Raw genomic sequence first — 25,540 nt, forward strand, 5'->3', positions numbered from 1 at the left:
GAACAGACAGTCTTCGAGCAGTTGCTCGGCCAAAGCCTGGCCTTCGAGCGGGCTGTCGGCATCGGCCAGTCGCGTGAGGGTGGCGCTCAGCCAACTGCCGAACAGCGCGTTCTGGCCGCTGCCCAGCGGCACCATGAACAGCCCGTCGAGGCGTTTCACATCCAGGCCGTGACGGGCCATGAACGCCTGGTCGAACACAACGGCCACCTCTTGGTAGTTCTCGGGGGTGATCCAGATGTTGCGGCTGTCCTCGTTGAGCAGGTACAGGCTGTTCTCGCTGCGGTCGAAGCAGAACGCCAGCGACCCGCTCGGAGCGCGGAAGAACTGCTCCACTCGAGTATTGAGGCGTTCTTCGTAGACCTCCACGCCATCGAGCCCCAGGCAGCGCAACTGGCCGTTGAAATGCCCTGGGGACATTTGCCGGTATTGCTGCTGCCAGCCAGGGGTCGCGCGCACCTGTTCGGTCACATCGTTGGTGTGGAAAGCCTGGACCTGCAAGGCATTGGGCGTTGTCACGCGCGTGTCCCTTATGCACTCTTTTGGTGCATTTGTTGCCGAAGAAAATGGATAGATCACCCCTGGGGGCTGCGACCAAGATAGTCCTCAGCGCGTCGCCTGGGAAGATTCCAACGCGGACTCGCCCATAAAACCCAACCAAGAGGTCTGTATGAACGCCCCCTTCGATCAGCTGTCCACCTGGCTGAAAGAACACCGGATCACCGAAGTCGAATGTGTGATCAGCGACCTGACCGGCATCGCCCGCGGCAAGATCGCGCCGACTGCCAAGTTCCTCCACGAGCGCGGTATGCGCCTGCCGGAGAGCGTGCTGCTGCAGACGGTCACTGGCGACTACGTCGATGACGACATCTACTACGACCTGCTCGATGCGGCCGACATCGACATGGTTTGCCGCCCCGACCCTTCGGCGGTGTACCAGATTCCGTGGGCCATCGAGCCGACTGCTATCGTCATTCACGACACCTTCGACAAGCACGGCAACCCGATCGAGCTGTCGCCGCGCAACGTGCTCAAAAAGGTCCTGAAGCTGTACGCCGACAAGGGCTGGCAGCCGATCGTGGCACCTGAAATGGAGTTCTACCTGACTCAGCGCTGCGAAGACCCGGACCTGCCGCTGCAAGTCCCACTGGGGCGTTCGGGGCGTGCCGAAAGCGGCCGCCAGTCGTTCTCCATCGACGCGGCCAACGAATTCGATCCGCTGTTCGAAGACGTCTACGACTGGTGCGAAATCCAGGGCCTGGACCTGGACACGTTGATCCACGAAGACGGCCCGGCGCAGATGGAAATCAACTTCCGTCACGGCGACGCACTGGATCTGGCCGACCAGATCACCGTGTTCAAGCGCACCATGCGTGAGGCCGCGCTCAAGCACAACGTCACTGCCACGTTCATGGCCAAGCCGATCACCGACGAGCCGGGTAGCGCCATGCACCTGCACCAGAGCGTGGTCGACATCGCCACCGGCAAGCCGATCTTCGCCAATGAAGACGGCAGCATGAGCGAGCTGTTCTTGCACCACATCGGCGGCCTGCAGAAGTACATTCCCAAGGTGCTGCCGATGTTCGCACCGAACGTCAACTCGTTCCGCCGCTTCCTGCCGGACACCTCGGCGCCGGTGAACGTCGAGTGGGGTGAGGAAAACCGCACCGCAGGCCTGCGCGTTCCGACCTCCAGCCCCGAGGCCATGCGTGTGGAAAACCGCCTGCCGGGTGCCGATGCCAACCCGTACCTGGCAATCGCCGCGAGCCTGCTGTGCGGCTACCTGGGCATGGTCGAGAAGATCGAGCCGAGCGCGCCGGTGCAAGGCCGCGCCTACGAGCGGCGCAACCTACGCCTGCCGATCACCATCGAAGATGCCCTGCAGCACATGGAAGACTGTCAGACCCTGCACGAATACCTGGGACGTCAGTTCGTCCAGGGCTATGTGGCGGTCAAGCGCGCCGAGCACGAGAACTTCAAGCGTGTGATCAGCTCCTGGGAGCGTGAGTTCCTGCTGCTGAGCGTCTGATTCCTGTCACGTCCGTGGGCACGGGGTCACCTGCGAAGGCACCGGTGTGTGTGCCATCGCATTCACGGGTGCCCCCGCGCCCACGGGACTACGTGCTGCCCTTGGGCAGTGAAACCTTTGTTACACCGCATTCAAAGAACAAGACCAACGAGGTGTCGACATGCGTCATTTGCAAACCCTGATTCCCGCTGCATTCGCCCTGGTGTTCGGCGCCGCCGCCCAGGCCCAGCCGAGCGTCAGCGTATACAACTGGACCGACTACATCGGTGACACCACCCTGGCCGACTTCCAGGCCAGCAGTGGCATCAAAGTGGTCTATGACGTGTTCGATTCCAACGAAACCCTCGAAGGCAAGCTGCTGGCCGGACGCACCGGCTACGATGTGGTCGTGCCTTCCAACCATTTCTTGGCGCGCCAGGCCCAGGCCGGCGCCTTCATGCCGCTGGAGCGCGACAAACTGCCGAACTGGAAACACCTGGATCCCGTGCTGCTCAAGCAACTGGAGCAGAACGATCCGGGCAACCGTTACGCGGTGCCCTACCTGTGGGGTACCAACGGCATCGGCTACAACGTCGAGAAGGTCAAGGCAGTGCTGGGCATCGATAAGGTCGATTCCTGGGCGGTGCTGTTCGAGCCGGAGAACCTCAAGAAGCTCAAGCAGTGCGGCGTGGCCTTCATGGACTCGCCTGACGAACTCTTTCCAGCCGTGCTCAACTACCTGGGCATGGACCCCCGTAGCGAAAGCGCCGCCGACTATGCCAAGGCCGAAGCGCGCCTGATGCAGCTGCGCCCTTATGTCACCTATTTCCATTCCTCCAAGTACGTCTCGGACCTGGCCAACGGCGATGTCTGCGTGGCCTTCGGCTACTCGGGCGACGTGTTCCAGGCCGCCAGCCGCGCGGTGGAGGCCAACAATGGCGTGAAGATCGCCTACAGCATTCCCAAAGAAGGCAGCAACTTGTGGTTCGACCTGCTGGCCATCCCCAAGGACAGCAGCAACCCCGAGCAGGCCCTGGCCTTCATCAACTACCTGCTCGACCCGCAAGTGATCGCCAAGGTCAGCGTCACCGTCGGCTACGCCAACGCCAACCCGGACGCCAAGGCCTACATGGACGCCTCCCTGGTCCACAACCCCGAGATCTATCCGTCCCAGGACGTGCTGGACAAGCTGTATGTCTCCAGCACCCCGAGCCCCAAGATCATGCGCGTCATGACCCGCTCCTGGAGCAAGATCAAGTCCAACCGCTGAGCCGAGCACGAGCCATGCCTACTACCCAACACACCGCGTCCTACTACGCTGCCACCGCACGCAGCTCGACGCCCTACCCCACGCTCGAAGGCGAGCTGAGCGCAGATGTCTGCGTGGTCGGCGGCGGCCTGACGGGGGTCAACACTGCGCTGGAGCTCGCCGAGCGTGGCCTTTCGGTGATCCTGCTCGAAGCCCGGCGCATCGGCTGGGGCGCCAGCGGGCGCAACGGCGGGCAATTGATCCGCGGCATTGGCCATGACGTCAGCGGCTTCGCCCGCTTCGTCGGTCAGGATGGCGTGCGCTACCTCAAGCAGGCCGGCATCGATTCGGTGGAGCTGGTGGCCGATCGCATTGCCCGCTACGGCATCGAGTGCGACCTACGCTGGGGCTTCTGCGAACTGGCCAACACCGCCGCGCAGTTCGCCGCCTTCAAGGACGAGCAAGACGATCTGGCCGCGCTGGGCTACCGCCACGAAACCCGCCTGGTCGGCCCCGAGCGAATCCGCGAGGTGGTCGCCAGCGACCAGTACGCCGGCGGCCTGGTGGACATGGGCTCGGGTCACCTGCATCCGCTTGACCTGGTCCAAGGCGAAGCCCGCGCGGCCGAGCAACTGGGCGTGCGCATTTTCGAGCAGAGCCCAGTGCAGCACATCGAGCACGGCCCCACCGTGACCCTGCACTGCGCGCGCGGCAAGGTACGCGCCAACAGCCTGGTGCTCGGCTGTAATGCGCACCTGGACGAGCTGGAACCGCGCCTGAGCGGCAAGGTGCTGCCGGCCGGCAGTTACGTGGTCGCCACCGAACCCCTGCCCGAGCACGTCGCCAAGGCGCTGATCCCGCAGAACATGGCGCTGTGCGACCAGAAGGTCGGCCTGGACTACTACCGTCTTACCGCCGACCGCCGCCTGCTGTTCGGCGGCGCCTGCCACTACTCCGGCCGCGATCCCAAGGACATCGCGGCCTACATGCGGCCCAAGGTGCTCAAGGTGTTCCCGCAACTGGGCGAGGTGCGCATCGATTACCAGTGGGGCGGCATGATCGGCATCACCGCCAACCGCTTTCCTCAGGTCGGCAGGTTGAACCAGCATCCCAACGTTTACTACGCCCAGGGATATTCCGGCCATGGCCTGAACGTCACCCACTGGACCGCCAAACTGCTAGCCGAATCCATCGCCGTGGGCCACAGCCAGGGCCTTGATGTGTTCAGCGCCGTGCCCCACCTGACCTTCCCCGGCGGCAAGGCCCTGCGCTCGCCGCTGCTGGCCCTGGGGATGCTGTGGTACCGGTTGCGGGAAGTGCTGGGTTGACCGCCCTCTAGAGCCCCGCAGATCAGGTGCAGCCCTGGGCGACTTGCACCCGATTTGTGGGCTTGCCCATGACGTGGGGGGTTGGCATTGAACATTGGCATGACACCGGCCAGTTCCGGAACAAGCGAAACGGCAAAACTCGGCTTTACTGGCCGGTAACACCGTGAGAACCCAGGATGGATCCATGCCCCTGCTTGACCCCACCTCCAACGAAAGCAAATACCCCAAACTTTCCAGCGCCGCCCTGATCGGCGCCACCACACCCAGCAGTACCCGCCTGTGGGTACGCCTGTACCGGCCAGGCACTTGGTACCTGGCGGTCACCACCGAGCCGATGCGCGGCGACATGGTCCGCCTGGGCGAGTTGCCCGTCCCTCGGTATTTCAAAGACCAAGGCGTCACGCCTGTTTATCTGCAGGCCAAGACGCTGAACTTCGACACCGATGTCACCGGCGTCTTCGATGTCACTGGCCTCAAGCCCGGCACTACCTATTACTACGCGCTGATCAGCGACGAAACCGACGCCGGCAAGATCGGTCGGCGCACCGAGATCGGCGGCGATCGGCCGCGCTTCTTCGTGACCCCTCCGAAGGCGTCCGACACCCTCACCTTCGGGTTCTATAGCTGCCACGACCCGATCAGTGCCGACGGCAGTGCCGGTGCCTGGCCGCTGATGCATCAGCAACTGGCCGACCAGCGCGCCAGCTTCGTCATCGGCGGTGGCGACCAGGTGTACGTGGACACCAACAAGAAGAACGGCTTCCTGGATATCTGGGAATGGCTCAAGGACAACAAGGACGAACTGCTGCAGGCGTACAGCAAGGGCAAAGGCAAGGGTTACGACAAGGCGGGCATCGAGCGCTACCTATGCAACCTTTACCGCTGGTTCTACCGGGTCTACTGGAACGTGCCGGCCCAGCGGGAGATCTATGAACGCCTGCCCCAGTACATGATCTGGGACGATCACGAAATCATGGACGGCTGGGGCTCGCTGACCAAAGTCGAACGGCGCAAGCGCATCTCGCTGCTGTTCGAGCGCAGCAACAACACTACGACCAACCAAATGCTGGTGGATCTCATGTGGCGCGCCGCTTGTCGGGTGTACTACGAGTACGAGCACAGCCACAACCCACCCACGCCGATCGACTTGGACAATCCCGACGCCTGCCAGTGGGACTATGCCTTCGAGCAAGGCAAGTCGGCGTTCTATGTGCTGGACATGCGCGGCCATCACGACATCGAGGCCAAAGACCCCTGCAAGTTGCTTGGCAGCGAGCAGATGGCGCGCTTTGCCACCTGGCTCAAGAGCGCACCGGTGCAAAAAGCAGACGCAGTGTTCGTGGTGTCACCGGTGCCGGTCATGCACTGGCGCAACGCCGTGACTAACTACGCCGACATCGGATCGTTCAAGGACGATTGCATGGACGAATGGGACCATGAAAGCAACCAGGGCGAACGCAAACGCTTGCTGGATGCGGTGTTCGAGGCATTGGGCAACAGCGCAAAGCCGGTGGTGTTCCTTAGCGGCGATGTACATTGCGCGGCGGTGTTCCGCTTGCTGCACAAGCGCTATCCGGCTGCCAAGGTGTTCCAGGTCACCTCCAGTGCCATCTCTCGCATGCCGGCCCCTGGCGTGCTGAAGCTCGCGATCAGCGCAGGCGGCAGCATGCCCGGCGTCAAGGACATCGTCTGCGAGCGCTGGTACGCCATGGCCGGCTCGAAGAACTTCGCCATGCTTCAGGTGCGGCCCTCGTTGGACGGTAGCCAGACCGAGGTGTTGGTGGAGCTGCACTGGCCGGGCGGGGACGACGGGGAGCTGACCAAGCGCCGGGTATTGCTCAAGTAAGCCCGTATCTGGGAGAGCGAACAGTCGCAGGTAAAGCTAGGCTCACCGGGATTGCGCCGCTTTCTAGACTTGCGCAATCCCTGTGGCGGCGGGTTTACCCGCGAACAAAGCTGGATGCAGGGTCTGCCTCAGCACTCGACAAACGCCACGGCCAGCCCGCCGCGGGAGGTTTCCTTGTAGTTGGCATGCATGTCAGCGCCGGTGTCACGCAGTGTGCGGATCACCCGGTCCAGGGAGATGAAGTGCTCGCCGTCGCCACGCAGGGCCATCTGTACCGCGTTGATCGCCTTGACTGCGGCAATGGCGTTGCGCTCGATGCACGGTACCTGGACCAGGCCACCGACCGGGTCGCAGGTCAGCCCCAGGTTGTGCTCCAGTGCGATTTCGGCGGCGTTCTCCAGTTGCGCGGGCGTAGCGCCCAGCACTTCGGCCAGGCCCGCTGCCGCCATGGAGCAGGCTGATCCGACCTCGCCCTGGCAGCCGACTTCCGCGCCGGAAATCGACGCGTTCTTCTTGCACAGGATGCCCACCGCCGCGGCCGCCAGCAGGAACGCGACCACATCGTCATCGCAGGCGCCTGGGTTGAATTTCATGTAGTAGTGCAGAACCGCCGGAATGATCCCCGCCGCGCCGTTGGTGGGCGCGGTGACCATGCGCCCGCCTGCGGCGTTTTCTTCATTGACCGCCAGGGCATATAGGTTGACCCACTCCATGGCGCTCAAGGTCGAGCCGATGACATTGGGCTTGCCCAGCTCCTGCAGGCTGCGGTGCAGTTTGGCTGCCCGGCGCTTGACCTGCAGCCCGCCTGGCAGGATGCCTTCGTTGCGCAGGCCGTTGTTCACGCATTCGCCCATCGCTGCCCAGATCTTCAGCAGCCCCTCCCGGACTTCGGCCTCAGGCCGCCAGGCACACTCGTTGGCCATCATCAGCTGGCCAACGCTGAGTTGGTGGGCCTTGCACAGGGCCAGCAGCTCAGCCGCGCTGTTGAATTCATAGGGCAATTTGACCAGGTCGGTATCGCCTTGGGGCGCATCGATTTCGGCCTGTTCGACGATGAAGCCACCGCCGACGGAGTAATAGGTCTGGGAGAACAGGCTGCCCTGTTCGGTGAACGCCTCCAGACTCATGGCATTAGGGTGGTAAGGCAGGCTCTCGTCGAGCAGCAGCAGGTCCCGGGCATACTCGAACGCTACGGGATGGCTGCCATCGAGTATCAGACACTGCTCCTGCAACACCTGTGCGATGCGCGGCTCGATGCTCTGCGGATCGATGCGATCTGGCCATTGGCCCATCAGTCCGAGCAAGCAGGCGCGGTCGGTGGCATGGCCGACGCCCGTCGCCGACAGCGAGCCATACAGCCGCACCTCGACCCGCGTCACCTGCGTCAGCACACCCCGTTCGCGAAGCGCCTGGGCGAAAGTCGCCGCCGCGCGCATCGGGCCCACGGTGTGGGAACTGGACGGGCCAATGCCGATTTTGAAGAGGTCGAAAACACTGATAGCCATGCTAATACCTGGGCGTGACGGGCCGTTTAGCCGTCGACCGCCCCTCCGAGAAAATTGAACGAGACTGCGATATTGCGTGATACTGAATCGTCCGTCGGGTAATGACCAACGAAAGTTCCTAAGCAAGGCTTTAGCAAGGCTAAACGATGAAGCGACAACTCAATGGCCAGATGTTCGTCTGGCTGCATGTGTTCTCCTGCGCGGCACGGCATCTGTCGTTCACCCGCTGCGCGCAGGAGTTGCACATCACCCCCGGTGCGGTGAGCCAGCAGATGCGCCAACTGGAAGAGCGCCTGGGCTATCGGTTGTTCCTGCGTCGGGCTCGGGGCGTGGAGCTGAGCGCTGAAGGCCAGCGCCTGGCGCAGACCGTGGCCGAGGCCTATGGCAACATCGAGGCCGAACTGCTGCGCCTGGACGCCGGCGAAATCCGCGGCACCCTACGCCTGCGTTCGATCCCCTCGTTCCTGGCCAAATGGCTCACCCCTCGCCTGCCCCGCTTCCAGCAGCGCTACCCGGACATCGAATTGCGCCTGGTGGCCGAGGACAGCAACCAAGCCCTGAACCCAGAGGATTTCGACCTGGCCATCGACCTCAACGATGGCAGCTACCCCGGCATGCTCTCGACACCCCTGCTCGACGAGCAGATCTTTCCGGTCTGCTCCCCCGCCCTGCTGCGTGGCCGCCCGCCGCTGCATGGCCCGGCAGACCTTGTGCACTACCCGTTACTGCACGACATCACCGCCTGGCGTGGCAGCTCGGAATATGCCGAATGGGAGTTCTACCTCGAAGGCATCGGCGCCGGCAGCCTGGATGTGCGCCGTGGACACACCTTCAATCGCAACCACTTGACCATCGAGGCCGCCATCGCCGGCGTCGGTGTGGCCATTGCCCGGCGCACCCTGCTCAACGACGAGCTGGAGCGGGGCGCACTGATCGTGCCCTTCGGCGTGCCGATCGCCAACCACAAGCGCTACATGCTCCATTACCCGCCTGGCGGGCTGAGCCAGCCAGGCGCACGCGCCGTGCATGACTGGCTGGTCGAAGAAGCCGAAGGATTCCGCGCCCTGCACCCTTTGCTGAGCTAGCGTGCGCCACTCGTCAAACATCCTGAACCCTCGCCAGGGCTTGCCGGTCGCACATCAAGAGTGATGCGGCACACGTCGCGCAAAACCACCCTGAGCGAAGGAAGGCACCGTGAGCGATATCCGTATCGGTATTTCCGGCTGGCGCTATGGCCCATGGCGCAAGGACTTCTACCCCAAAGGCCTACGTCAGGACGACGAACTGGCGTTCGCCTCGCGTGCGGTCAACAGCATCGAGATCAATGGCTCGTTCTATGCCCTGCAAACGCCCGAGCGCTATTGCAACTGGCGCGACGAGACACCTGATGACTTCGTCTTTTCGGTCAAGGCGCCGCGCTACATCACCCATGTACGCAGGCTCAAGGAGATCGAAGAGCCGCTGGCCAACTTCTTCGCATCAGGCCCATTGTTGCTGGGCGACAAGCTCGGCCCGGTGCTTTGGCAGTTCCCTGCGAGCATGAAGTACGACGAAGCACGTTTTGCCGAATTTTTCCAACAGTTGCCCCACGATCGCGCCGCAGCCCGTGCCTGTGCCAAACACTGCGCCGAACGCCTGCGCGACAACGGCGGCACCGATATCGACGGCAATGCACCGCTGCGCCACGCGGTGGAGATCCGTCACCCGAGTTTTCTCTGCGAAGGTTTCGTCGAATTGCTGCGCGCCCACAACGTGGCGCTGGTGGTGGCCGACAGCGCCGGCAAGTGGCCCTATGCCGAGGATGTCACCGCCGATTTCGTCTACATGCGCCTGCACGGGGACGTGGAGCTCTACAGCAGCGGCTATACCGCCCGAGCCTTGCGGCGCTGGAAGACACGCATCCTGGCTTGGAGCCAGGGTGGCCAGCCCGATGACGCCGAGTTGATCGTCCAGCGCGCGCCGCACAAGCGAGCCTCGCGGGACATCTACTGCTATTTCGACAATGACCAGAAAGTCCATGCCCCCTACGACGCCCGGCGGCTGCTGGAAAAGCTCGGCCTTGCCGGCGAGCTGGTGACCGAGCCCGGGGTGGAACCGGAGGTCGAACTGTGAACAAGACCATGCCTGCTCCCCGCTGCATCATCGACAAGGTCACTGCCGTGCGCCAGCTGAACGTGCTGACGATCAACGTGCACAAAGGCTTTACCCTGTTCAACCGGCGCTTCATCCTGCCCGAACTGCGCGAGGCGGTGCGCGCCACCGGTGCCGACCTGGTGTTTCTCCAGGAAGTCCACGGCAGTCATCAGCACCACGCCGAGCGACACCCCGCCTGGCCGGTGACACCGCAATATGAATTCCTCGCCGACAGCATGTGGCCGCAGTTCGCCTATGGTCGCAACGCGGTTTACCCCCACGGCGACCACGGCAACGCGTTGTTGTCCAAATTCCCCATTACCCGCTACCACAACCTCGACGTCTCCATTGCCGGCAACGAACAACGCGGCCTGCTGCATTGCCAGCTGGAAGTGCCCGGACACGAAGAGGTGCATGCGGTGTGCGTGCACCTGGGGCTGCGCGAGGCCCATCGGCAGAACCAGGTACGCCTGCTGCTCGAGCTGCTCGACAGCCTGCCGCCTGACGCCCCGGTGATCGTTGCCGGGGATTTCAACGACTGGCGGCGCAAGGCCGATGCGCTGCTCTCGCAGCGCCTGGTGGAGGCGTTCGGTACACCCGCCCGCAGCTTCCCGGCGCGCCTGCCATTGCTGCGCCTGGACCGCATCTACTTGCGCAACGCCACCTCGAGCAAAGCCCAGGTGTTGTCCAAATACCCGTGGTCGCATCTCTCCGACCACGCCCCACTCGCCGCGCAGATCAGCCTATGAAGCGGCCTTGGGTGGATGGCAACCAGGTCGAGCTGCTGATCAACGGCGAGGCCTACTACGAACGCGTGTTCCAGGCCATGACCCAGGCCCGGGAAGAGATCCTGCTGGAGACCTTCATCATCTATGACGACAAGGTCGGCCAACGGCTTCAGCAAGTGCTGATCGATGCCGCCCGGCGCGATGTTCGCGTGGAAATCGCCGCCGATGGCTACGGCACGGCCGACCTGCCGGACGCCTTCATCTCGGCGATGACCGAAGCCGGTGTCCGCTTTCATGCCTTTGACCCGCAGCCGCGCCTGGCGGGCATGCGCACCAACCTGTTCCGCCGCCTGCACCGCAAGATCGTCGTGATCGACGGTGAGCGGGCGTTCATCGGCGGCATCAACTACAGCGCCGATCACCTGGGCGACTTCGGCCCCATGGCCAAGCAGGATTACGCCGTGGAGGTCACAGGCCCGGTGGTCGCCCAGGTGCATGCGTCGAGTCGTCGTTTGTTGTCCCCGGTGCTGGAACCACCGAGCCAGGTACGGCCTGTCACCGACCCTTGCGGTCCGGCCAGCGCCGTGCTGGTGGAACGCGACAATGGCCGCCACCGCAACGACATCGAGGCCTACTACCTCGAAGGCTTTCGTCTGGCGCGTCAGCGTATCGTGGTGGCCAATGCCTATTTCTTCCCCGGTTACCGCTTGATGCGCGAGCTGCGCAATGCCGCCCGGCGTGGCGTCGAGGTCAGGCTGATCCTGCAGGGTCAGCCTGACATGCGTTGGGTCCGGGCCTTGTCGCGCCTGCTGTACAACTACCTGCTGCGCGACGGCGTTAAGATCCACGAGTACTGCCAGCGCCCGCTGCATGGCAAGGTCGCGCTGGTCGACGACCAGTGGGCCACGGTGGGTTCGAGCAACCTCGATCCGCTGAGCCTGTCGTTCAACTTGGAAGCGAACCTGCTGATCCGCGACCGCACCTTCAACCAGCGGCTTTACCAGCACCTTGACGAACTGGCCCATCAGCACTGCAAGGCGGTGACGTTGGAGCGCATGGTGCGAGGCTATTGGTGGCGGGCACCGCTGATCTTCCTGTGCTTCCACGTGATCCGGCGTTTCCCGAAGATTGCCGGCTGGTTCCCTGCCCACCGCCAGAAACTGCAATCGGTGACACCGGGCGCGCAGGCTTCAGGCACCTATCACGAGGGCAACACCTGATGGAACGCAAAGCCTGGCACACCTGGGGCAAGCGCCTGCTGACCCTGTTGTTCGTCGTCCTGATACCCGTGCTGCTCTACAGCCTTGCGCGCAACCTGGACTGGAACGAAGTGCGTCAGTCGCTGTTGGCCTACAAACCCGGCACTTTGGCCGTGGGCCTGGTGCTGGCGTTCACCAGCTACCTGGCGTTCGCCAGCTATGACCTGCTGGGCCGCGCCTACACCGGGCACCACCTGCCGGCGCGCCAGGTGTTGCCGGTGGCGTTCGTGTGCTACGCCTTCAACCTCAATTTCACTACCTGGGTCGGCGGCGTGGCGCTGCGCTATCGGCTGTACAGCCGGCTGGGCCTGGACACACCGACCATTACCCGAATCCTCACCTTGGGCCTGCTGACCAACTGGGTCGGCTACATGCTGCTGGCCGGCAGCGTGTTCGCCCTGCGCCTAGTCAAGCTCCCGGAAAACTGGGCGGTAGGCGCCACCGGGCTACAACTGATCGGCATCGCCTTGCTGGCTCTGGCGCTGGGCTACTTGCTGGCCTGCGGCTTCGCCAAACGCCGCACTTGGAGCCTGCGTGGCCACGAGCTGACCCTGCCCTCCCTGCGCCTGGCGCTGTGCCAGGTGGCCTTGGGCATGAGCAACTGGGCGTTGATGGCGGCACTGATTTACTGGCTGCTACCCCATGACCTGTTCTACCCATCGATCCTTGGCATTCTGCTGATCAGTTGCGTGGCTGGGGTGGTCGCGCACATTCCCGCCGGGCTCGGTGTGCTGGAGGCGGTGTTCCTCGCGCTGCTGCATGGCCAGCTCGGCCAAGGCAGCCTGGTGGCCGCACTGCTGGGCTATCGCACCCTTTACTACCTGATTCCCTTGTTGGTGGCGTTGGTCATCTACCTGGTGCTGGAAAAACGCGCCAAGACCCTGCGCCAACGTGGCAAGGCCGCCTTGCGCAAGACCTGACGAAGGCCCCCGGGCCGGGAGGTGTCCGATGCGTTTTCCCTTTGTGCTGTTGATGCTCGCCAGCCTGGCGAGCACCCAGGCGCTGGCCGAGGCCTGCGACGTGCTCACCCGCTCCTCCAGCGACGCGGTAAAGCCTGTGGAGCGGCACACCTGCTACAGCTACAGCAACATGCCCGCCGAAGCTATCGCCTGGTCGTGCAGCAACGAGAGCAAGGACATGCTCAGTACCCAGAAGCGCTCCGTCGCCCGCTGCGCCGATGGCAGCGTCGGTAGTTGCATCGCGCCGCTGACTCAAGAGTCGTTGGCCAACCCCAACGCTGCCGGGCGCGACCAACCTTCGACACGCCCGGCCCTGCCCAAGGACGCCCGAGTGATCACCTACTACTACGACACACCGAGCCTGGGCCAGGCACGCGCCGACTGCGAACGCAATGACGGGATCTGGCAAACCCATTGACCGTCGGTCGAAACCGAGGAACGACGGGGCTTGGCGAGCGTTCAGCCGTAGTAGTCGACAGCGATTTCCAACACCAGGGAGATAACCGCCATGCCACGTGGAGACAAAGACAAATACACCGACAAACAGAAACGCAAGGCCGAGCACATCGAGGAAAGCTACGAAGCCAAGGGCGTGTCCAAGGACGAAGCCGAGTCCCGCGCCTGGGCCACGGTCAACAAACAGTCGGGCGGTGGGGAGCGCAAGGGCGGCTCCGGCCAGAAGAAAAGCCCTCAGGCCAAGCAAAAGTCCCGTGAATCGTCGGCCAAACGCGCTGCGGCAACGCGCCGTGGCGTGCCTCGGCCTGGGCAGCAGTTGGAAGACATGACCAAGACCGAACTGATGGACCGAGCGCGCAAGCAGCACATCCCGGGGCGCTCGACCATGCGCAAGGCTGAGCTGATCGACGCGTTGCGGCGGGCGGCCTGAGCAAGGGGGCCGCCTGGCGGCCCCCACGACGGTCAAGGCGAGATCGGATCGCTGGCCGGGAAGGTTTCGTCCAGCGCGTTATCCACGTTGGTTTCCTTGGGCTGGACCATCTCGGCACAGTTGCAATCGGCCATGCGGCATGGCTCGCCATTGCGGTGACCGGTGGCGCAGGCTTCACAGCAGTAGGCTTTGTCATCCTGCAGGATCGCATTGGCATCCACGGTGCAGGAACAATGATTACAGGCACAACGTTGCTCGGTCATGGTCAGCTCCTTTCATCGTCTTCATCGGTCGGCGAAACCTCGTCGGTCCACGGCTCGCCATCCAGGGGTGCAGAGCGGGCCAGTTCGGCCTCGTCCAGGCCAATGCCACCACCGATCTCGTGCTCTTGCACCCTGCGCAGGGTCTTGTCTGCCGGGCCGCCGGCACCGGGTTCGTGCGGGTCACGGGCGCCGGTCTGGTCGTAGAGCGTGTCCGGGCTCAGGTCGTCGAGGGTGACGTTGTCTTCATGGAGGCTGTCGCTCAGGGCTTCGCCGCCGGTCATGCCGCTTTCGGCCACGCGTTCTGGTGGGTATTCCTGGGCGACTTCTTGGGCCGGGCGCTCGTCCCCCGCGCGGCCTTCGCGCTCGTCTTGGCGGTCGCTGAAATCCAGCTCACGCACACTGCCCATCCGGTCCTCGGTATCGTCGATTTCAACCGGGGTCCTGGTTTTCGGATCGTCTGGCTGGGGCATCTGGGCTCTCCGTCAGGTGGGTTCATGCGGTCGACTGCCGGGGCTGGACAATGATTCAGACTTTCTGCCCGGCGGCGCAGCCGCGGTAAAAAATCTGAACTCTCAAGCGTAACGCTCCCTCCCACATCTAGAGACCCGCGAACCTCCCGGAGCCCGCCATGGCCAAGCCCCTGCAGGAGTACCAGCGCAAGCGCGACTTCAACGCCACGCCCGAGCCGGCCGGCACCCGACGCCGAGGCAGGCCGGCGCATGCCTTGCAGTACTGCATCCAGAAACACGACGCCAGCCATCTGCACTATGACTTTCGCCTGGAGCTGGACGGCACCCTCAAGAGCTGGGCCATTCCCAAGGGCCCCTCGCTGGACCCAAAGGTTCGGCGCCTGGCCATCCATGTGGAGGACCACCCGCTCGACTACGCCGATTTCGAAGGTCATATCCCCGAAGGGCACTACGGGGCCGGCGATGTGATCGTCTGGGACCGGGGTGTCTGGGAGCCGGAGGGTGATCCTCGCAGTGCCTATGCCAAGGGCAAGCTGCGTTTCCGCCTGCAAGGCGAGAAGCTCGCCGGGGTCTGGAACCTGTTCCGCACCCACCTGGCCGGCAAGAAGGAACAGTGGATGCTGGTCAAGTCCGACGACGACCAAGCCCGCAGCGAAAGCGACTACAGCATCGTCGAAGCCCAGCCCGACAGCGTGCTCAGCGAGCGCACATTGCTGCCGCGTCGGGCCAAGGCCCAGGCAACGCCAGCCAAGCGCGCGGCCAGCCCCCGAACACGGGTAGCCAACGCCAAGAAAGCCGAGTTGCCCGAGCATCTGCAACCGCAACTGGCGACGCTGGTGGATGCTCCGCCGTCTGGCGACTGGCGCTACGAGGTCAAGTTCGACGGCTACCGCATCCTCGCCCGTATCGAGGGGTCGGACGTGCGCCTGTTCACCCGCAATGGCCACGATTGGAGCGCGAAGATGCCGCACCAGGTGCAGGCCCTGCGCGATCTAAAGCTCAAGTCCGCCTGGCTCGATGGCGAGGTGGTGGTCGCCGGGGAAAACGGCCTGGCCGACTTCCAGGCCCTTCAGAACGCCTTCGATACCGAGCATGACGAGCGCATCACCTATTACGTGTTCGACCTGCCCTTTCTCGGCGGCCAGGACCTGCGCCAAGTGCCGTTGCAGGATCGACGCGAGACCTTGCGGCAATTGCTGGAGGGCCGTGAGTCGGAGCAGGTGAAATATTCGGCCGACTTCGACCAGCCCGTCGACTCGCTGCTCGACAGCGCCTGTCGCCTGGAGCTCGAAGGCCTGATCGGCAAGCGCGCCGACAGCCCCTATAGCGGCCGGCGCAGCAGCGACTGGATCAAGCTCAAGTGCAAGCAACGCCAGGAGTTCGTGATTGTCGGCTATACCGAGCCCAAGGGCAGTCGCAACGGCTTTGGCGCGCTGCTGCTTGCCCTGCACGACAACGACAGCGGCCAGCTGCGTTACGCCGGCAAGGTCGGCACCGGCTTTAGCACCACCACACTGGACAGCATCCACGCCCGACTCAAGCCGCTGGAGGTGGACAAGCCCGCCCTGGCCAAGCCGCTGACCGGTGCCGATGCCCGCGGGGTGCACTGGCTCAAACCCCAGCTGCTGGCCGAGGTCGCCTATGCCCAGATGACCCGTGACGGCGTGGTGCGCCACTCGGTGTTCCATGGCCTGCGCGATGACAAACCCGCCACCGCCATCGACCTGGAGCGCGCCATGCCCAAGACCCGCGTCGCCAAGCCCTCACCCGAGACCACGCTCGGTGACCTGCGCCTGACCCATCCGGACCGGGTGATCGATGCCAGCAGCGGCGTGACCAAGCGCCAGGTCGCCGAATACTACGCCCAGGTCGCGCCGTGGATCCTGCCGCAGCTCAAGGATCGCCCCGTGGCCCTGGTGCGTGCCCCTGAGGGCCTGGGCGGCGAGCTGTTCTTCCAGAAAAACGCCGGGCAACTGCACATTCCAGACGTGGTGAGCTACAGCAAGGCCCAGGCTGGCCAGGCGGCGATGATCCTCAACAGTGCCGGAAGCCTTCTGGGGGCGGTGCAGATGAACATGCTCGAACTGCACACCTGGAACGGCACCGACAAGGACTTCGACAAACCCGATCGCTTCGTCCTCGACCTGGACCCGGACCCGGCGCTGCCTTGGAAGGCCATGCTGGAAGCCACGCAACTGACCCTCACCCTGCTCGACGAACTGGGGCTGAAAGTGTTTCTCAAGACCAGCGGTGGCAAAGGCATGCACCTGGTGGTGCCGCTGACGCGCCGCGCAGGCTGGGATGAGGTGAAAGACTTCAGCCACGCCATCGTCCAATACCTGGCCCGGCTCTTCCCCGAGCGCCTGAGCGCAGTGTCCGGCCCCAAGAACCGGGTCGGGCGCATCTTCATCGACTACCTGCGCAACGGCAAAGGCGCGACCACGGTCAGCGCTTATTCCCTGCGCGCCCGCGAGGGCCTGCCGGTGTCTGTACCGATCTGGCGCGAGGAGTTACCCCAGCTCAAGGGCGCCAACCAATGGCACATCGGCAACCTGGCCGAGCGTCTGGCGGAAGTCGACGACCCTTGGGCGGATCTTGCCAAGACACGCCAGTCGATCACCGCTCGCATGCGCAAGCAGATGGGGCTGAACTGATGGCGGTACTGCTCGACCTTCTGCAATGGCCCGCCATGCTGCTGACCGTGCTGGCCGCCTGGTGCATCGGTTCCCGTCAGCCACGTCGACGCCGGGCGGGCTTCTGCTGCTTCATCAGCAGCAACGTGCTGTGGGTGATCTGGGGTTGGCAAGTACAGGCCTGGGCCTTGATCGTGCTGCAGTTCTGCCTGTGCGCCATGAACCTGCGCGGCTGGAAGAAGAACACCACGGGGGAGCCCAGTACATGAGCATCGTCCAGGATTTCGACCTGACCAACCTCGACCGCCTGCTGCGCACGTTCACCGAACGCCCCCAGGCGTTGAACCTCGATACCCAGTTGCCTGTACTGATGCAGGCCTTGCAGGCCGATCATCTCGACCTGCTGCCACTGCCCGGTCAAGGACACACGCTACAGCGCTGGCAGACACTCGCCCGCATTGCCGGCTGCGACCTGGCCCTGGCCAAGCTCTACGAAGGGCACACCGATGCCCTGGCGATCCTCGCCGAATGTGGTGCGCCGCACCTGGTCGGCGACGGCGTCTGGGGCGTGTGGGCCGCAGAGCCGCCGGATGCCCGGGCCCGCATCCTCGCCCGTCATGACGATCAGGTACGACTGGGTGGATGTAAAGCCTGGTGTTCCGGTGCGTTGCAGATCGACCGGGCACTGATCACGGCCTGGGGTGATGACGGCCAACCGCAGCTGGTAGCGATCGAACTGGCCCATCCCAACCAGCGTATCCAGGTGGAACAATGGCAAGCCGTGGGCATGGCCACCACGACCAGCGTGGAGATCAGGTTCGACGATGCACCGGGGATTGCCGTGGGCCGCCCCGGGCAATACCTCCAGCGTCCTGGGTTCTGGCACGGCGGCGCGGGGATCGCCGCCTGCTGGTACGGCGCAGCCGAGGCCTTGGCGGATTACCTGCGCGAGCATTGCCGCAAGCCGACACCGGACGCCCACGCCCAGGCACACCTGGGTGCGGTGGATGCCGCGCTATACGGTGCTCGCGCTGCGCTGCGCGAATGCGCCGGATGGATCGACCGGCAGCCGACCGCCGACGCCAGCTTCGAGGTGCGCCGCACCCGCGCCCAGGTCGAGCACGCGGTCGAGCAGGTCATCCACCATGTAGGCCGAGCATTGGGTGCCACACCCTTTTGCCGCAGCAGCCACTTCGCCCGGTTGAGCGCCGACCTGCCGGTGTACCTGCGCCAGAGCCATGCCGAACGGGACCTGGCAGCGCTCGGGCAACAACTGGCCCAGGTGCCGGCCGGAGCATGGCAGCTATGACCGACGACCCGATCAGTAACAGCAGCGGCACACCCTGGCGTCAGTGGCAACAGGCCGCGCATCTGGCCCGGGCCACGTGGATCGCGCCCGATCAACTGTGCCCACCCGGGCGACGCCTGGTACTGGTGGCCCCTCACCCGGACGACGAAATCCTAATGGCCGGTGGCCTGCTCGCAGGTTTCGCCGGGCGCGAGCACGACTTGCTGTTGATCTCCGTCACCGACGGCGAGGCCAGTCACCCCGGCTCCAGCCAGTGGACCGAGCACCGCCTGCGCCGGCATCGGCCGCTGGAAAGCCGTCAGGCTCTGCAGCTGCTGGGCCTTGATCTTGCACAGCTGGACTGGCAGCGCCTGCACCTGAAGGACGGTGCAGTGCCCCGCGACGAAGCCTTTCTGGTCAATCACCTTAGCCAGCTGCTCAAGGCCGACGACCTGCTGTTGACGACTTGGCGCGGTGACGGGCATGCCGATCACGAAGCGGTCGGTCGCGCTGCCGCCCAGGCCTGCCAAGCCCGCAAGGTACAACTGGCCGAGGTGCCTATCTGGGCGTGGCATTGGGCCCGCGCAGACGATCCTAGCCTGCCTTGGCCGCGTGCTCACCGCATCGCACTGGATGAAACCCGCCTGGCCCGCAAGCGCCAAGCGCTGTCCGCGCACCTGAGCCAACTGCAGCCTGACGGCGAACGAGCGCCAGTATTGAAGCCCACCTTGCTGGAGTGCCTGTTGCAGCCTTTTGAACTGGTTCTGCTTTGAATGGAAACGGAGTCGCCATGAGCCTCGATGCGCAGTATTTCGCCGACCTGTACGCCACCAGCGACGACCCTTGGGCCTTCCGCACCCGCTGGTACGAGCGGCGCAAGCGCGAGCTGGTGCTCGCCAGCCTGCCGCAACAGTGTTATCGGCGCATCTTCGAGCCCGCCTGCGCAAACGGCGAGCTGAGCATTCTGCTGGCTGAGCGTTGCGCCACGCTCCTGTGCCAGGACATCGACGCCACGGCCGTGAGCCTTGCACGCGAACGCCTGGCGACTGCCACCCACGTTCAGGTCGAACAAGGCCGCCTGCCGGGCGATTGGCCCGGCGGCCAGTTCGACCTGATCGTCCTGAGCGAGATCGGCTATTACCTGGACCCGACCGACTGGCTGCAGGTAATCGAACAATCGGTGGCCAGCCTCAGCCATGACGGCGGCTTGCTCGCCTGCCATTGGCGCCACCCGATCGTCGGCTGCCCGCAGGATGGTCGCGAAGTGCACGAACTGATCGCCCGTCACCTGCCGCTGTACCCAGTGTTGCGTCATGAAGAGGCGGATTTTCTGCTCGAATATTGGTCGTGCCAGCCCAGCGTGGTGGACCTGGACGAGACCTGCCCATGATCGGCGTAGTCATCCCCGCCCACAACGAGGCGCGGCGCCTGGGGCATTGCCTGCGCGCGGTGAAACGCGCCGCCCTCGAGGCCGAACGCACTGGCCGCACGGTGCAGATACTGGTGGTGCTCGACCGTTGCAACGACGCCAGTGCCGCGATTGCGTTCCGCCATGGTGTGGCAACCCTGGCGGTGGATGCGGGCAACGTCGGCATCGCCCGCCGCACGGGCGCGGCATGGATGCTCGAACGTGGCGCGCAATGGCTAGCCTTCACCGATGCCGACAGCCGGGTACCGGCGCACTGGCTACTGTCTCAACTGCAATTCTCAGCCGATGCAGTGTGCGGCACCGTGCACGTCGAGCGCTGGCAGCCATGGCAAAGCGCAGCCTTGCGTCAGCACTACCGCAGCCGCTACGAAGCCAGGGAGGACCACCGGCATGTCCATGGCGCCAACCTGGGTGTATGTGCCCAAGCATATGAGCGCGCAGGCGGGTTCGCGCCGTTGCCCGCCCATGAGGATGTACAACTGGTGCGGGCGCTGGAGGCCAGCGGCGCGCAGATCGTCTGGACGGCCCGACATAGCGTGGCCACCAGCAGCCGGCGCGATAGCAGGGCCCGAGAAGGGTTTGGGGATTACCTGGCGAGCCTGGAGGGTTCGGTCCCAGGATGACGAGGGCCACTTCGCGCACCATCTCAGGCCTCGCCACGAAGGTGCGCGAACTCAGCTGTCGCGGGCGCTGGCGTAGCCTGCGATGGACCGCGATGCGGCCCTCGTTCAGGAAGCCTTGCGCGAACGCTTGGCCGGTTTTTTCTCCGGTGCGGCTTTCTTGCCACCACCGAGGCTGCGCTTGAGCAGTTCGGTAAGGTCGACGATATCGGCCCCCTTCTGCACCGCCGCGCCTTCGCCCTTCTCCACCACGCTGATCTTGCCCTTGGCGGCTTTTTCCTCGACCAGGTCCAGGATGGTCTGGCGAAACGCATCGTGATAGTTCTCAGGCGTCCACGGCCCGCTCATGTCTTCGACCAGGCGCTTGGCCATGTCCAGCTCGCGCTTGTCGACCTTGGCATCGGTGACGCTTTTGTCCAGTTCCAAGGTCTCCAGGCCACGGACCTCTTCAGGCCAGCGCAAGGTAATCATCACCAGTGCCTCGTCCAGCGGCCGCAGCAGTGCCAGGTGCTGACGGGTATGCAGCACCACGGTGGCCAAGGCCACTTTGCCGGTGCTCTCCAGGGTCTCGCGCAACAGGGCGTAGACCTTACCGCCGCGCCGGTCGGGGCTCAGGTAGTACGGGGTGTCGAAGTGTTGCAACGGGATGTCGGAGGCATCGACGAACGAGAAGATGTCGATCGTCTGGGTCGCCTCGGGACGGGCGTTACGGATTTCCTCCTCGCTGATGATCACATAACGGCCTTTTTCGTATTCCACGCCCTTGACGATGTGTTCCTTGTCGATTTCCTTGCCGGTGACCTTGTTCACGCGCTTGTAGCCCACCGGCTCCATGCTGCGTTTGTCCAGCCAGTCGAAGTCGACGCGCTCGGTGCGCACCGCCGTGTTGAGGCTGACCGGGATGTGCACCAGACCGAAACTGATCGCGCCTTTCCAGATTGCCCGGGCCATGGCTTAGCTCCTAGGTTCCAGGTTCAAACGGTTGACCGGGCCGGCAGTAGCGCAACGCGCCACAACGCTCGCAGCATTGGCACTGCAGCCCGGGGAATTCACAGGTCAGGACGGCGCCCCACTGGCAGCCGCGCAACAGGCAGATGAAGCTCATCAGCCACCTCCTTGGCCCTGAGCACCTACAGGGCCCTTACTTTCAGGGACTGCACGGCGCCGGGAAGGTTTACTCGCGCTGGCTCATGGAAGCGGGTTGCCGCCAGTGACACCGAACACCTCACCTGTGATGTAGCTCGACTCCTGGGAAGCCAGCAGCACATACAGCGGCGCGCACTCCGCTGGCTGGCCGGGGCGCTTCATCGGGGTCTGCGAGCCGAACTCTGGGATTTTCTCCGGGGGCTGGCCACCGCTGGGTTGCAACACGGTCCAGATCGGCCCAGGGGCGACGGCATTGACCCGGATGCCACGCTCGATGACCTGCTTGGCCAAAGCCTTGGTGAAGGCCACGATGGCGGCCTTGGTGGTGGCGTAGTCCAGCAAGGTGGCCGACGGCTGGTAGGACTGGATCGAGGCGGTGTTGATGATGGTCGCGCCGGCCGGCATCAACGGCACCGCTGCCTGGCACAGCCAGAACAACGCATAGACATTAGTCTTGAGCGTGTGATCGAACTGCTCGTGGCTGATCTGGCTGATGTCCTTGCGGGCCTCCTGCTTGCCGGCGACGTTGACCAGGATGTCCAGGCCGCCCAACTGCTCGTGGGCCTGATCGACCAGTTCGCTGCAGAAACGCTGGTCTTTCAGATCGCCCGGCAGAGCGATGGCCTTGCGCCCTTCGGCCTCGATCAGCTTGATCACTTCGCGTGCGTCGGCCTGCTCGATGGGCATGTAATTGAGTGCGATATCAGCTCCCTCGCGGGCAAAGGCGATCGCCACGGCGCGGCCGATCCCAGAGTCGGCACCGGTGATCAGCGCCTTGCGTCCGGCCAGGCGGCCGAAGCCTTTGTAGGTGTCCTCGCCGTGGTCGGGCTTGGGCTGCATGTTCGCATCCAGCCCCGGTGGGGCCTGGGTCTGGTCGGGGAATGGCGGGTGCGGATACTGAGTCAGCGGGTTCTGCATGCTGAACTGGTCGCGGGGTTTGTTGGGCATGGTGCGCCTCCTCACTTGGCCAATCGATGGGTCACTAAAGCTTTCGAGGCGGCGTCAGGATCGAAGGTTTGTTCGGCCCGTCATACGCACCGACGGGTGGTAAGGCGCAACGGTCTGAACCATTTGCCCGAGGCCGGCGTCCATCGCAAAAGGCTCCAACGAGGCAACCCCGATGCGCGAAGACCCTGTGCAGCACGTATTGGATTACCTGAAACGACACGCCCTGGTGCTGACCACCGCCGAATCCTGCACCGCCGGGCGCATGGTCGCGTTGCTAGCGGAACATCCCGGCGTGGGCGAATCGCTGGAAAGCGGCTACGTGGTCTATTCACCCAAGGCCAAGCAACGGCTGCTTGGGGTGAGCCCGGTGACCATCGAACGCTACGGCCTGACCAGCGAGGCCGTGGCCTGGGAAATGGCCCTCGGCGCGCTCAAGGACAGCACTGCCAACGTGGCCATCGCCACCACCGGCGTGGCCGGCCCGGACGGCACCGACGGTATCGCACCAGGCACCTTGTGCTTTGCCTGGGCGTTTCAGGATGAATCGATTGCCGTGTTCACCCGCAGCCAGCGCTTTTTCGGCGATCGCACCGAAGTGTTGCGCCAGGGCGCGCTGTATGGCCTGACGCGGCTACTGCACTATCACGAACGCTGGTTGCGCGGCGAACGCGCCTGAGCGGAGTCTTGACCATGACCGAGGATGAACAGCGCTCACGGCACCAGCCGGTCAAGGAAAACATGGCCATGCAGCAGCGGGTCTGGCGCTTCGAGCGGGTCGGCTGGTACGTGTTGTCCTTGGTGATGCTGCTGGCCCTGGCGGGGCTGTTTGGCCGTGGCCCGTTGAGCCAGGGCCAAGCCAGCAGCGCCGACGGACGTGTGCAGGTGCAATACGCGCGCTTGAGCCGCAGCGGCGTGACGGAACACCTGAAGATCACGGTACGTGGCCCGCACAACGGGCAGGTACAGGTCCTGCTGGATGGAGAGCTGTTTCGCGAAGCGAGCCTCGAGACCCTGCAGCCCCAACCGTTGCGCTCCCGGTCCGAGGGCCAGGGGCTTGCGCTGCAGCTGGAGACCGGCACCGATGGCACCGCGACGTTGTATCTGACCCTGCGCGCCGACACGCCTGGGAGCCTGGAAGGCCGTGTGAGCCTGGGGCCGGACAGCGTGGTGCACTTTTCCAGTTTCATCTATCCCTAGGGGGCAGCCATGGACTCGATTCTGCGCGCCGCCGGCATGTACCTTGCCTTGATGCTGCTGTTTCGCATCGCCGGTCGCCGCTCCCTGAGCGACCTGACCACCTTCGATTTCGTCTTGTTGATGATCATCGGCGAAGCGACCCAGCAGGCCTTGTTGGGCGAAGACTTTTCCTTCATCAATGCCATGCTGGTGATCGCCACCTTGATCGTGCTGGACGTCGGGCTGTCACTGGCCAAGCTCAATTCCAGGCGCCTGGCCCGGGTGCTGGATGGCCATGCCACGCTGGTGGTCGAGCACGGGCGTTTTTTGCATGGGCGAATGCGCAAGGCCCGCCTGACCGAGGATGATGTCCTCGAATCGGCGCGCGACAGCCAGGGTATCGAGACGGTAGAGCAGATCCGCTACGCCATTGTCGAACGCAACGGCAAGATCTCGATCATCAAAGAGCAATAAGCCAGATCTCTGGCGTTTGCTTAGACATCCAGCGTCTTCTTCGCAGGTTTACCCGCCAACGGGGTTCGAAGCGCTCTGCTGGGCGCCTTCTGCCAACACCTGATCGACCACCGCATGCAGGGCCTGGCGCACATCGCGCCCGCCACTTCGGGCCTGCTCCAGGCAATGGAGCTGGCGGTCGGCGCTGGTGCCTTCGCGCAGGATGCGCTGGGCCTCAAGCGCTGCACGCTGGGCATCCAGCGTGTCCGCCGGGAACTGCGCCAGCAGCTGGGCCAGCCAGCCCTCGGCAGTCACCTGCGCCTGATCGTGGACGCCAATGAACTGCCCGTGCCGACCATGGCGCTTGGCCCGCCAATAGTTTTCCTGGGTGATCCAGCGCACTTCACGGTTGACCGGCGTGGCGTCGTAGTGGTCCACCGCCAGGCCTTGTACCAGGTGACGGAACAGGCCAGCGATACACAGCACATCCTCCAGCCGTGGACAGGCGTCGCAGATGCGCAACTCCACCGTGGGAAACCGCCGCGACGGGCGAATCGCCCACCAGAAGTCCCCTTCCTTTGCCAAAGCACCGGTACGCTCCAGCAAAGCCCGGTAGCGCTGGTACGCCTCCCAATCCGCCAATGGCTCCGGCAGCTCCATGTGCGGCCACTCGGCGCAGATCACCCGTCGATAGCTCATGAAGCCGGTATCCTGGCCGCCCCACAAGGGCGATGAAGTGCTCAGCACCAGAAACAGCGGCAGCCAGTACAGCAAGCGATTGATCAACTGAATCCGATCGCACCCGGGGGGCACGCCCACATGAACATGCAGCCCGGACAACAGGCTGCGCCGGGCCACGTGCTGGTAGTCATCGAACACTTGGCGATAGTGCGGTGTGGTCCGGGCGCGCTGGCGCAACCACTGGGCGCTGGGATGGCTGGCGGCGCAGTAAAGGCCAACACCTTCCTGGGCCAATGCCTTGCCAAGGCGCTGCCGGCTGTCGAGCAGAAAGCCCTGCGCCTCGTGCAGGTGGGTGAACACCGGCGAGGCGACTTCGATCTGGCTGCGAAACATCTCCTCGGCAAAATACTTGCCCATGACTTCTCGGCAGCGCCTGGCCACCGCTAGCGAAGGGGTGGCCAGCACCCGCGCGCTGCGCAGGTCCACCAGCAGGTATTCCTCCTCGATGCCAAAACTCAAAGGCTGCTGCACGCCC

Annotated in this window: 28 protein-coding genes (1 of these 28 only partly in view); 20 read left to right on the forward strand and 8 right to left on the reverse strand. The window is 64.3% G+C overall.

Going from position 1 to position 25,540, the window contains the following annotated elements:
• Window positions 1–516, reverse strand: the 5' portion of a protein-coding gene (locus tag BLS27_RS02395) for a helix-turn-helix domain-containing protein (protein WP_043210571.1). 390 nt of this gene lie to the left of the window's left edge; the window shows 516 of its 906 coding nt (coding positions 1–516); the start codon lies at window positions 514–516; its stop codon lies beyond the left edge, outside the window.
• Window positions 517–667: 151 nt separating this feature from the next.
• Between BLS27_RS02395 and BLS27_RS02400 the strand changes: the two genes are divergently transcribed.
• The 4 genes from BLS27_RS02400 (at window position 668) to BLS27_RS02415 (ending at window position 6,428) form a co-directional block, all read left to right on the forward strand.
• A complete protein-coding gene (locus BLS27_RS02400) occupies window positions 668–2,026 on the forward strand; it encodes a glutamine synthetase family protein (RefSeq protein WP_043210572.1) in 1,359 nt (452 codons plus the stop codon).
• A gap of 160 nt (window positions 2,027–2,186) precedes the next feature.
• The gene (locus BLS27_RS02405) at window positions 2,187–3,275 is read left to right on the forward strand and encodes a polyamine ABC transporter substrate-binding protein (RefSeq protein WP_090342890.1); all 1,089 of its coding nucleotides are present in this window, start codon (window positions 2,187–2,189) and stop codon (window positions 3,273–3,275) included.
• A gap of 14 nt (window positions 3,276–3,289) precedes the next feature.
• Entirely contained in the window at window positions 3,290–4,582 is a 1,293-nt protein-coding gene (locus tag BLS27_RS02410; RefSeq protein ID WP_090342893.1) for an NAD(P)/FAD-dependent oxidoreductase, read from the forward strand.
• Window positions 4,583–4,766: 184 nt separating this feature from the next.
• Window positions 4,767–6,428, forward strand: a complete 1,662-nt coding sequence (locus BLS27_RS02415; RefSeq protein ID WP_090342896.1) for an alkaline phosphatase D family protein — start codon at window positions 4,767–4,769, stop codon at window positions 6,426–6,428.
• Between the two features lie 128 nt (window positions 6,429–6,556).
• Here BLS27_RS02415 and BLS27_RS02420 read toward each other — a convergent pair whose 3' ends face one another.
• Window positions 6,557–7,933, reverse strand: a complete 1,377-nt coding sequence (locus BLS27_RS02420; protein ID WP_043210579.1) for an L-serine ammonia-lyase — start codon at window positions 7,931–7,933, stop codon at window positions 6,557–6,559.
• Between the two features lie 146 nt (window positions 7,934–8,079).
• Between BLS27_RS02420 and BLS27_RS02425 the strand changes: the two genes are divergently transcribed.
• The 7 genes from BLS27_RS02425 (at window position 8,080) to BLS27_RS02455 (ending at window position 13,898) form a co-directional block, all read left to right on the forward strand.
• Window positions 8,080–9,018, forward strand: coding sequence for a LysR substrate-binding domain-containing protein (locus BLS27_RS02425; protein ID WP_043210581.1), 939 nt, complete (start codon window positions 8,080–8,082; stop codon window positions 9,016–9,018).
• A gap of 109 nt (window positions 9,019–9,127) precedes the next feature.
• Window positions 9,128–10,045 carry a DUF72 domain-containing protein gene (locus tag BLS27_RS02430; protein ID WP_043210583.1) on the forward strand — a complete coding sequence of 306 codons (918 nt, stop codon included), beginning with the start codon at window positions 9,128–9,130 and terminating at the stop codon, window positions 10,043–10,045.
• Entirely contained in the window at window positions 10,042–10,815 is a 774-nt protein-coding gene (locus tag BLS27_RS02435; RefSeq protein ID WP_043210585.1) for an endonuclease/exonuclease/phosphatase family protein, read from the forward strand. Before BLS27_RS02430 ends, BLS27_RS02435 begins: the two co-directional genes overlap by 4 nt.
• Entirely contained in the window at window positions 10,812–12,014 is a 1,203-nt protein-coding gene (gene clsB, locus BLS27_RS02440) for a cardiolipin synthase ClsB (RefSeq protein WP_090342899.1), read from the forward strand. The genes BLS27_RS02435 and clsB overlap by 4 nt, the downstream gene beginning before the upstream one ends.
• Window positions 12,014–12,973, forward strand: coding sequence for a lysylphosphatidylglycerol synthase domain-containing protein (locus tag BLS27_RS02445; protein WP_090342902.1), 960 nt, complete (start codon window positions 12,014–12,016; stop codon window positions 12,971–12,973). Before clsB ends, BLS27_RS02445 begins: the two co-directional genes overlap by 1 nt.
• 28 nt (window positions 12,974–13,001) lie before the next feature.
• Window positions 13,002–13,430, forward strand: a complete 429-nt coding sequence (locus BLS27_RS02450; protein ID WP_043210590.1) for a hypothetical protein — start codon at window positions 13,002–13,004, stop codon at window positions 13,428–13,430.
• A gap of 90 nt (window positions 13,431–13,520) precedes the next feature.
• The gene (locus BLS27_RS02455) at window positions 13,521–13,898 is read left to right on the forward strand and encodes a Rho termination factor N-terminal domain-containing protein (protein ID WP_043210592.1); all 378 of its coding nucleotides are present in this window, start codon (window positions 13,521–13,523) and stop codon (window positions 13,896–13,898) included.
• A 32-nt stretch (window positions 13,899–13,930) separates the two neighbouring features.
• On the opposite strand, the gene BLS27_RS02460 is transcribed toward BLS27_RS02455, so the two are convergent.
• Both BLS27_RS02460 and BLS27_RS02465 read right to left on the reverse strand, forming a co-directional pair.
• A complete protein-coding gene (locus BLS27_RS02460) occupies window positions 13,931–14,161 on the reverse strand; it encodes a metallothionein (protein WP_043210595.1) in 231 nt (76 codons plus the stop codon).
• 2 nt (window positions 14,162–14,163) lie between these two features.
• A complete protein-coding gene (locus BLS27_RS02465) occupies window positions 14,164–14,631 on the reverse strand; it encodes a hypothetical protein (protein ID WP_043210599.1) in 468 nt (155 codons plus the stop codon).
• Window positions 14,632–14,789: 158 nt separating this feature from the next.
• Here BLS27_RS02465 and ligD point away from each other — a divergent pair, with 158 nt between their 5' ends.
• Genes ligD through BLS27_RS02495 form a run of 6 tightly spaced genes read left to right on the forward strand, consistent with a single transcriptional unit; the run spans window position 14,790 to window position 20,604 of the window.
• Entirely contained in the window at window positions 14,790–17,285 is a 2,496-nt protein-coding gene (gene ligD, locus BLS27_RS02470) for a DNA ligase D (RefSeq protein ID WP_090342905.1), read from the forward strand.
• Complete coding sequence (locus BLS27_RS02475; RefSeq protein ID WP_043214486.1) at window positions 17,285–17,533, forward strand: hypothetical protein; 249 nt, start codon at window positions 17,285–17,287, stop codon at window positions 17,531–17,533. Before ligD ends, BLS27_RS02475 begins: the two co-directional genes overlap by 1 nt.
• On the forward strand, window positions 17,530–18,573 hold the full coding sequence (locus BLS27_RS02480) for an acyl-CoA dehydrogenase family protein (RefSeq protein ID WP_043214489.1): 1,044 nt from the start codon (window positions 17,530–17,532) through the stop codon (window positions 18,571–18,573). Before BLS27_RS02475 ends, BLS27_RS02480 begins: the two co-directional genes overlap by 4 nt.
• On the forward strand, window positions 18,570–19,325 hold the full coding sequence (locus BLS27_RS02485) for a PIG-L deacetylase family protein (protein ID WP_043214491.1): 756 nt from the start codon (window positions 18,570–18,572) through the stop codon (window positions 19,323–19,325). The genes BLS27_RS02480 and BLS27_RS02485 overlap by 4 nt, the downstream gene beginning before the upstream one ends.
• Before the next feature lie 17 nt (window positions 19,326–19,342).
• Window positions 19,343–19,942: a class I SAM-dependent methyltransferase gene (locus BLS27_RS02490; RefSeq protein WP_043214493.1), complete on the forward strand. Its 600-nt coding sequence runs from the start codon at window positions 19,343–19,345 to the stop codon at window positions 19,940–19,942.
• A complete protein-coding gene (locus tag BLS27_RS02495) occupies window positions 19,939–20,604 on the forward strand; it encodes a glycosyltransferase family 2 protein (RefSeq protein ID WP_090342908.1) in 666 nt (221 codons plus the stop codon). The genes BLS27_RS02490 and BLS27_RS02495 overlap by 4 nt, the downstream gene beginning before the upstream one ends.
• Window positions 20,605–20,709: 105 nt before the next feature.
• On the opposite strand, the gene ku is transcribed toward BLS27_RS02495, so the two are convergent.
• The 3 genes from ku to BLS27_RS02505 all read right to left on the reverse strand — a co-directional run bounded on the left by ku (window position 20,710) and on the right by BLS27_RS02505 (window position 22,695).
• Window positions 20,710–21,552, reverse strand: a complete 843-nt coding sequence (gene ku, locus BLS27_RS02500) for a non-homologous end joining protein Ku (protein ID WP_043214494.1) — start codon at window positions 21,550–21,552, stop codon at window positions 20,710–20,712.
• Between the two features lie 10 nt (window positions 21,553–21,562).
• Entirely contained in the window at window positions 21,563–21,706 is a 144-nt protein-coding gene (locus tag BLS27_RS24040; RefSeq protein WP_279614947.1) for a PSPA7_2676 family Cys-rich small protein, read from the reverse strand.
• A gap of 83 nt (window positions 21,707–21,789) precedes the next feature.
• Complete coding sequence (locus tag BLS27_RS02505) at window positions 21,790–22,695, reverse strand: SDR family oxidoreductase (protein WP_043214496.1); 906 nt, start codon at window positions 22,693–22,695, stop codon at window positions 21,790–21,792.
• A gap of 172 nt (window positions 22,696–22,867) precedes the next feature.
• Between BLS27_RS02505 and BLS27_RS02510 the strand changes: the two genes are divergently transcribed.
• Genes BLS27_RS02510 through BLS27_RS02520 form a run of 3 tightly spaced genes read left to right on the forward strand, consistent with a single transcriptional unit; the run spans window position 22,868 to window position 24,345 of the window.
• Window positions 22,868–23,371, forward strand: a complete 504-nt coding sequence (locus BLS27_RS02510) for a CinA family protein (protein ID WP_043214498.1) — start codon at window positions 22,868–22,870, stop codon at window positions 23,369–23,371.
• A 14-nt stretch (window positions 23,372–23,385) separates the two neighbouring features.
• Entirely contained in the window at window positions 23,386–23,892 is a 507-nt protein-coding gene (locus BLS27_RS02515) for a hypothetical protein (protein WP_090342911.1), read from the forward strand.
• 9 nt (window positions 23,893–23,901) lie between these two features.
• Window positions 23,902–24,345 (forward strand): DUF421 domain-containing protein, encoded by a 444-nt coding sequence (locus BLS27_RS02520; protein WP_043214504.1) that lies wholly within the window; start codon window positions 23,902–23,904, stop codon window positions 24,343–24,345.
• Between the two features lie 48 nt (window positions 24,346–24,393).
• On the opposite strand, the gene BLS27_RS02525 is transcribed toward BLS27_RS02520, so the two are convergent.
• Window positions 24,394–25,536, reverse strand: coding sequence for a carboxylate-amine ligase (locus BLS27_RS02525; protein WP_090343061.1), 1,143 nt, complete (start codon window positions 25,534–25,536; stop codon window positions 24,394–24,396).
• Between the last annotated feature and the right edge of the window lie 4 nt (window positions 25,537–25,540).

The organism is Pseudomonas guariconensis, assembly GCF_900102675.1.
In the GTDB taxonomy this organism is placed as follows: Bacteria; Pseudomonadota; Gammaproteobacteria; order Pseudomonadales; family Pseudomonadaceae; genus Aquipseudomonas; species Aquipseudomonas guariconensis.

What these genes read in the sequence shown, in the direction of transcription:
- BLS27_RS02480 (WP_043214489.1), top strand. Translation starts at nt 17,530, where the DNA reads ATGAGCATCGTCCAGGATTTCGACCTGACCAACCTCGACCGCCTGCTG.
- BLS27_RS02400 (WP_043210572.1), top strand. Translation starts at nt 668, where the DNA reads ATGAACGCCCCCTTCGATCAGCTGTCCACCTGGCTGAAAGAACACCGG.
- BLS27_RS02520 (WP_043214504.1), top strand. Translation starts at nt 23,902, where the DNA reads ATGGACTCGATTCTGCGCGCCGCCGGCATGTACCTTGCCTTGATGCTG.
- BLS27_RS02495 (WP_090342908.1), top strand. Translation starts at nt 19,939, where the DNA reads ATGATCGGCGTAGTCATCCCCGCCCACAACGAGGCGCGGCGCCTGGGG.
- BLS27_RS24040 (WP_279614947.1), bottom strand. Translation starts at nt 21,706, where the DNA reads ATGAGCTTCATCTGCCTGTTGCGCGGCTGCCAGTGGGGCGCCGTCCTG.
- ku (WP_043214494.1), bottom strand. Translation starts at nt 21,552, where the DNA reads ATGGCCCGGGCAATCTGGAAAGGCGCGATCAGTTTCGGTCTGGTGCAC.
- BLS27_RS02465 (WP_043210599.1), bottom strand. Translation starts at nt 14,631, where the DNA reads ATGCCCCAGCCAGACGATCCGAAAACCAGGACCCCGGTTGAAATCGAC.
- BLS27_RS02460 (WP_043210595.1), bottom strand. Translation starts at nt 14,161, where the DNA reads ATGACCGAGCAACGTTGTGCCTGTAATCATTGTTCCTGCACCGTGGAT.
- BLS27_RS02510 (WP_043214498.1), top strand. Translation starts at nt 22,868, where the DNA reads ATGCGCGAAGACCCTGTGCAGCACGTATTGGATTACCTGAAACGACAC.
- BLS27_RS02415 (WP_090342896.1), top strand. Translation starts at nt 4,767, where the DNA reads ATGCCCCTGCTTGACCCCACCTCCAACGAAAGCAAATACCCCAAACTT.
- BLS27_RS02490 (WP_043214493.1), top strand. Translation starts at nt 19,343, where the DNA reads ATGAGCCTCGATGCGCAGTATTTCGCCGACCTGTACGCCACCAGCGAC.
- BLS27_RS02425 (WP_043210581.1), top strand. Translation starts at nt 8,080, where the DNA reads ATGAAGCGACAACTCAATGGCCAGATGTTCGTCTGGCTGCATGTGTTC.
- BLS27_RS02405 (WP_090342890.1), top strand. Translation starts at nt 2,187, where the DNA reads ATGCGTCATTTGCAAACCCTGATTCCCGCTGCATTCGCCCTGGTGTTC.
- BLS27_RS02515 (WP_090342911.1), top strand. Translation starts at nt 23,386, where the DNA reads ATGACCGAGGATGAACAGCGCTCACGGCACCAGCCGGTCAAGGAAAAC.
- ligD (WP_090342905.1), top strand. Translation starts at nt 14,790, where the DNA reads ATGGCCAAGCCCCTGCAGGAGTACCAGCGCAAGCGCGACTTCAACGCC.
- BLS27_RS02475 (WP_043214486.1), top strand. Translation starts at nt 17,285, where the DNA reads ATGGCGGTACTGCTCGACCTTCTGCAATGGCCCGCCATGCTGCTGACC.
- BLS27_RS02455 (WP_043210592.1), top strand. Translation starts at nt 13,521, where the DNA reads ATGCCACGTGGAGACAAAGACAAATACACCGACAAACAGAAACGCAAG.
- BLS27_RS02420 (WP_043210579.1), bottom strand. Translation starts at nt 7,933, where the DNA reads ATGGCTATCAGTGTTTTCGACCTCTTCAAAATCGGCATTGGCCCGTCC.
- BLS27_RS02485 (WP_043214491.1), top strand. Translation starts at nt 18,570, where the DNA reads ATGACCGACGACCCGATCAGTAACAGCAGCGGCACACCCTGGCGTCAG.
- BLS27_RS02445 (WP_090342902.1), top strand. Translation starts at nt 12,014, where the DNA reads ATGGAACGCAAAGCCTGGCACACCTGGGGCAAGCGCCTGCTGACCCTG.
- BLS27_RS02450 (WP_043210590.1), top strand. Translation starts at nt 13,002, where the DNA reads ATGCGTTTTCCCTTTGTGCTGTTGATGCTCGCCAGCCTGGCGAGCACC.
- BLS27_RS02505 (WP_043214496.1), bottom strand. Translation starts at nt 22,695, where the DNA reads ATGCCCAACAAACCCCGCGACCAGTTCAGCATGCAGAACCCGCTGACT.
- clsB (WP_090342899.1), top strand. Translation starts at nt 10,812, where the DNA reads ATGAAGCGGCCTTGGGTGGATGGCAACCAGGTCGAGCTGCTGATCAAC.
- BLS27_RS02410 (WP_090342893.1), top strand. Translation starts at nt 3,290, where the DNA reads ATGCCTACTACCCAACACACCGCGTCCTACTACGCTGCCACCGCACGC.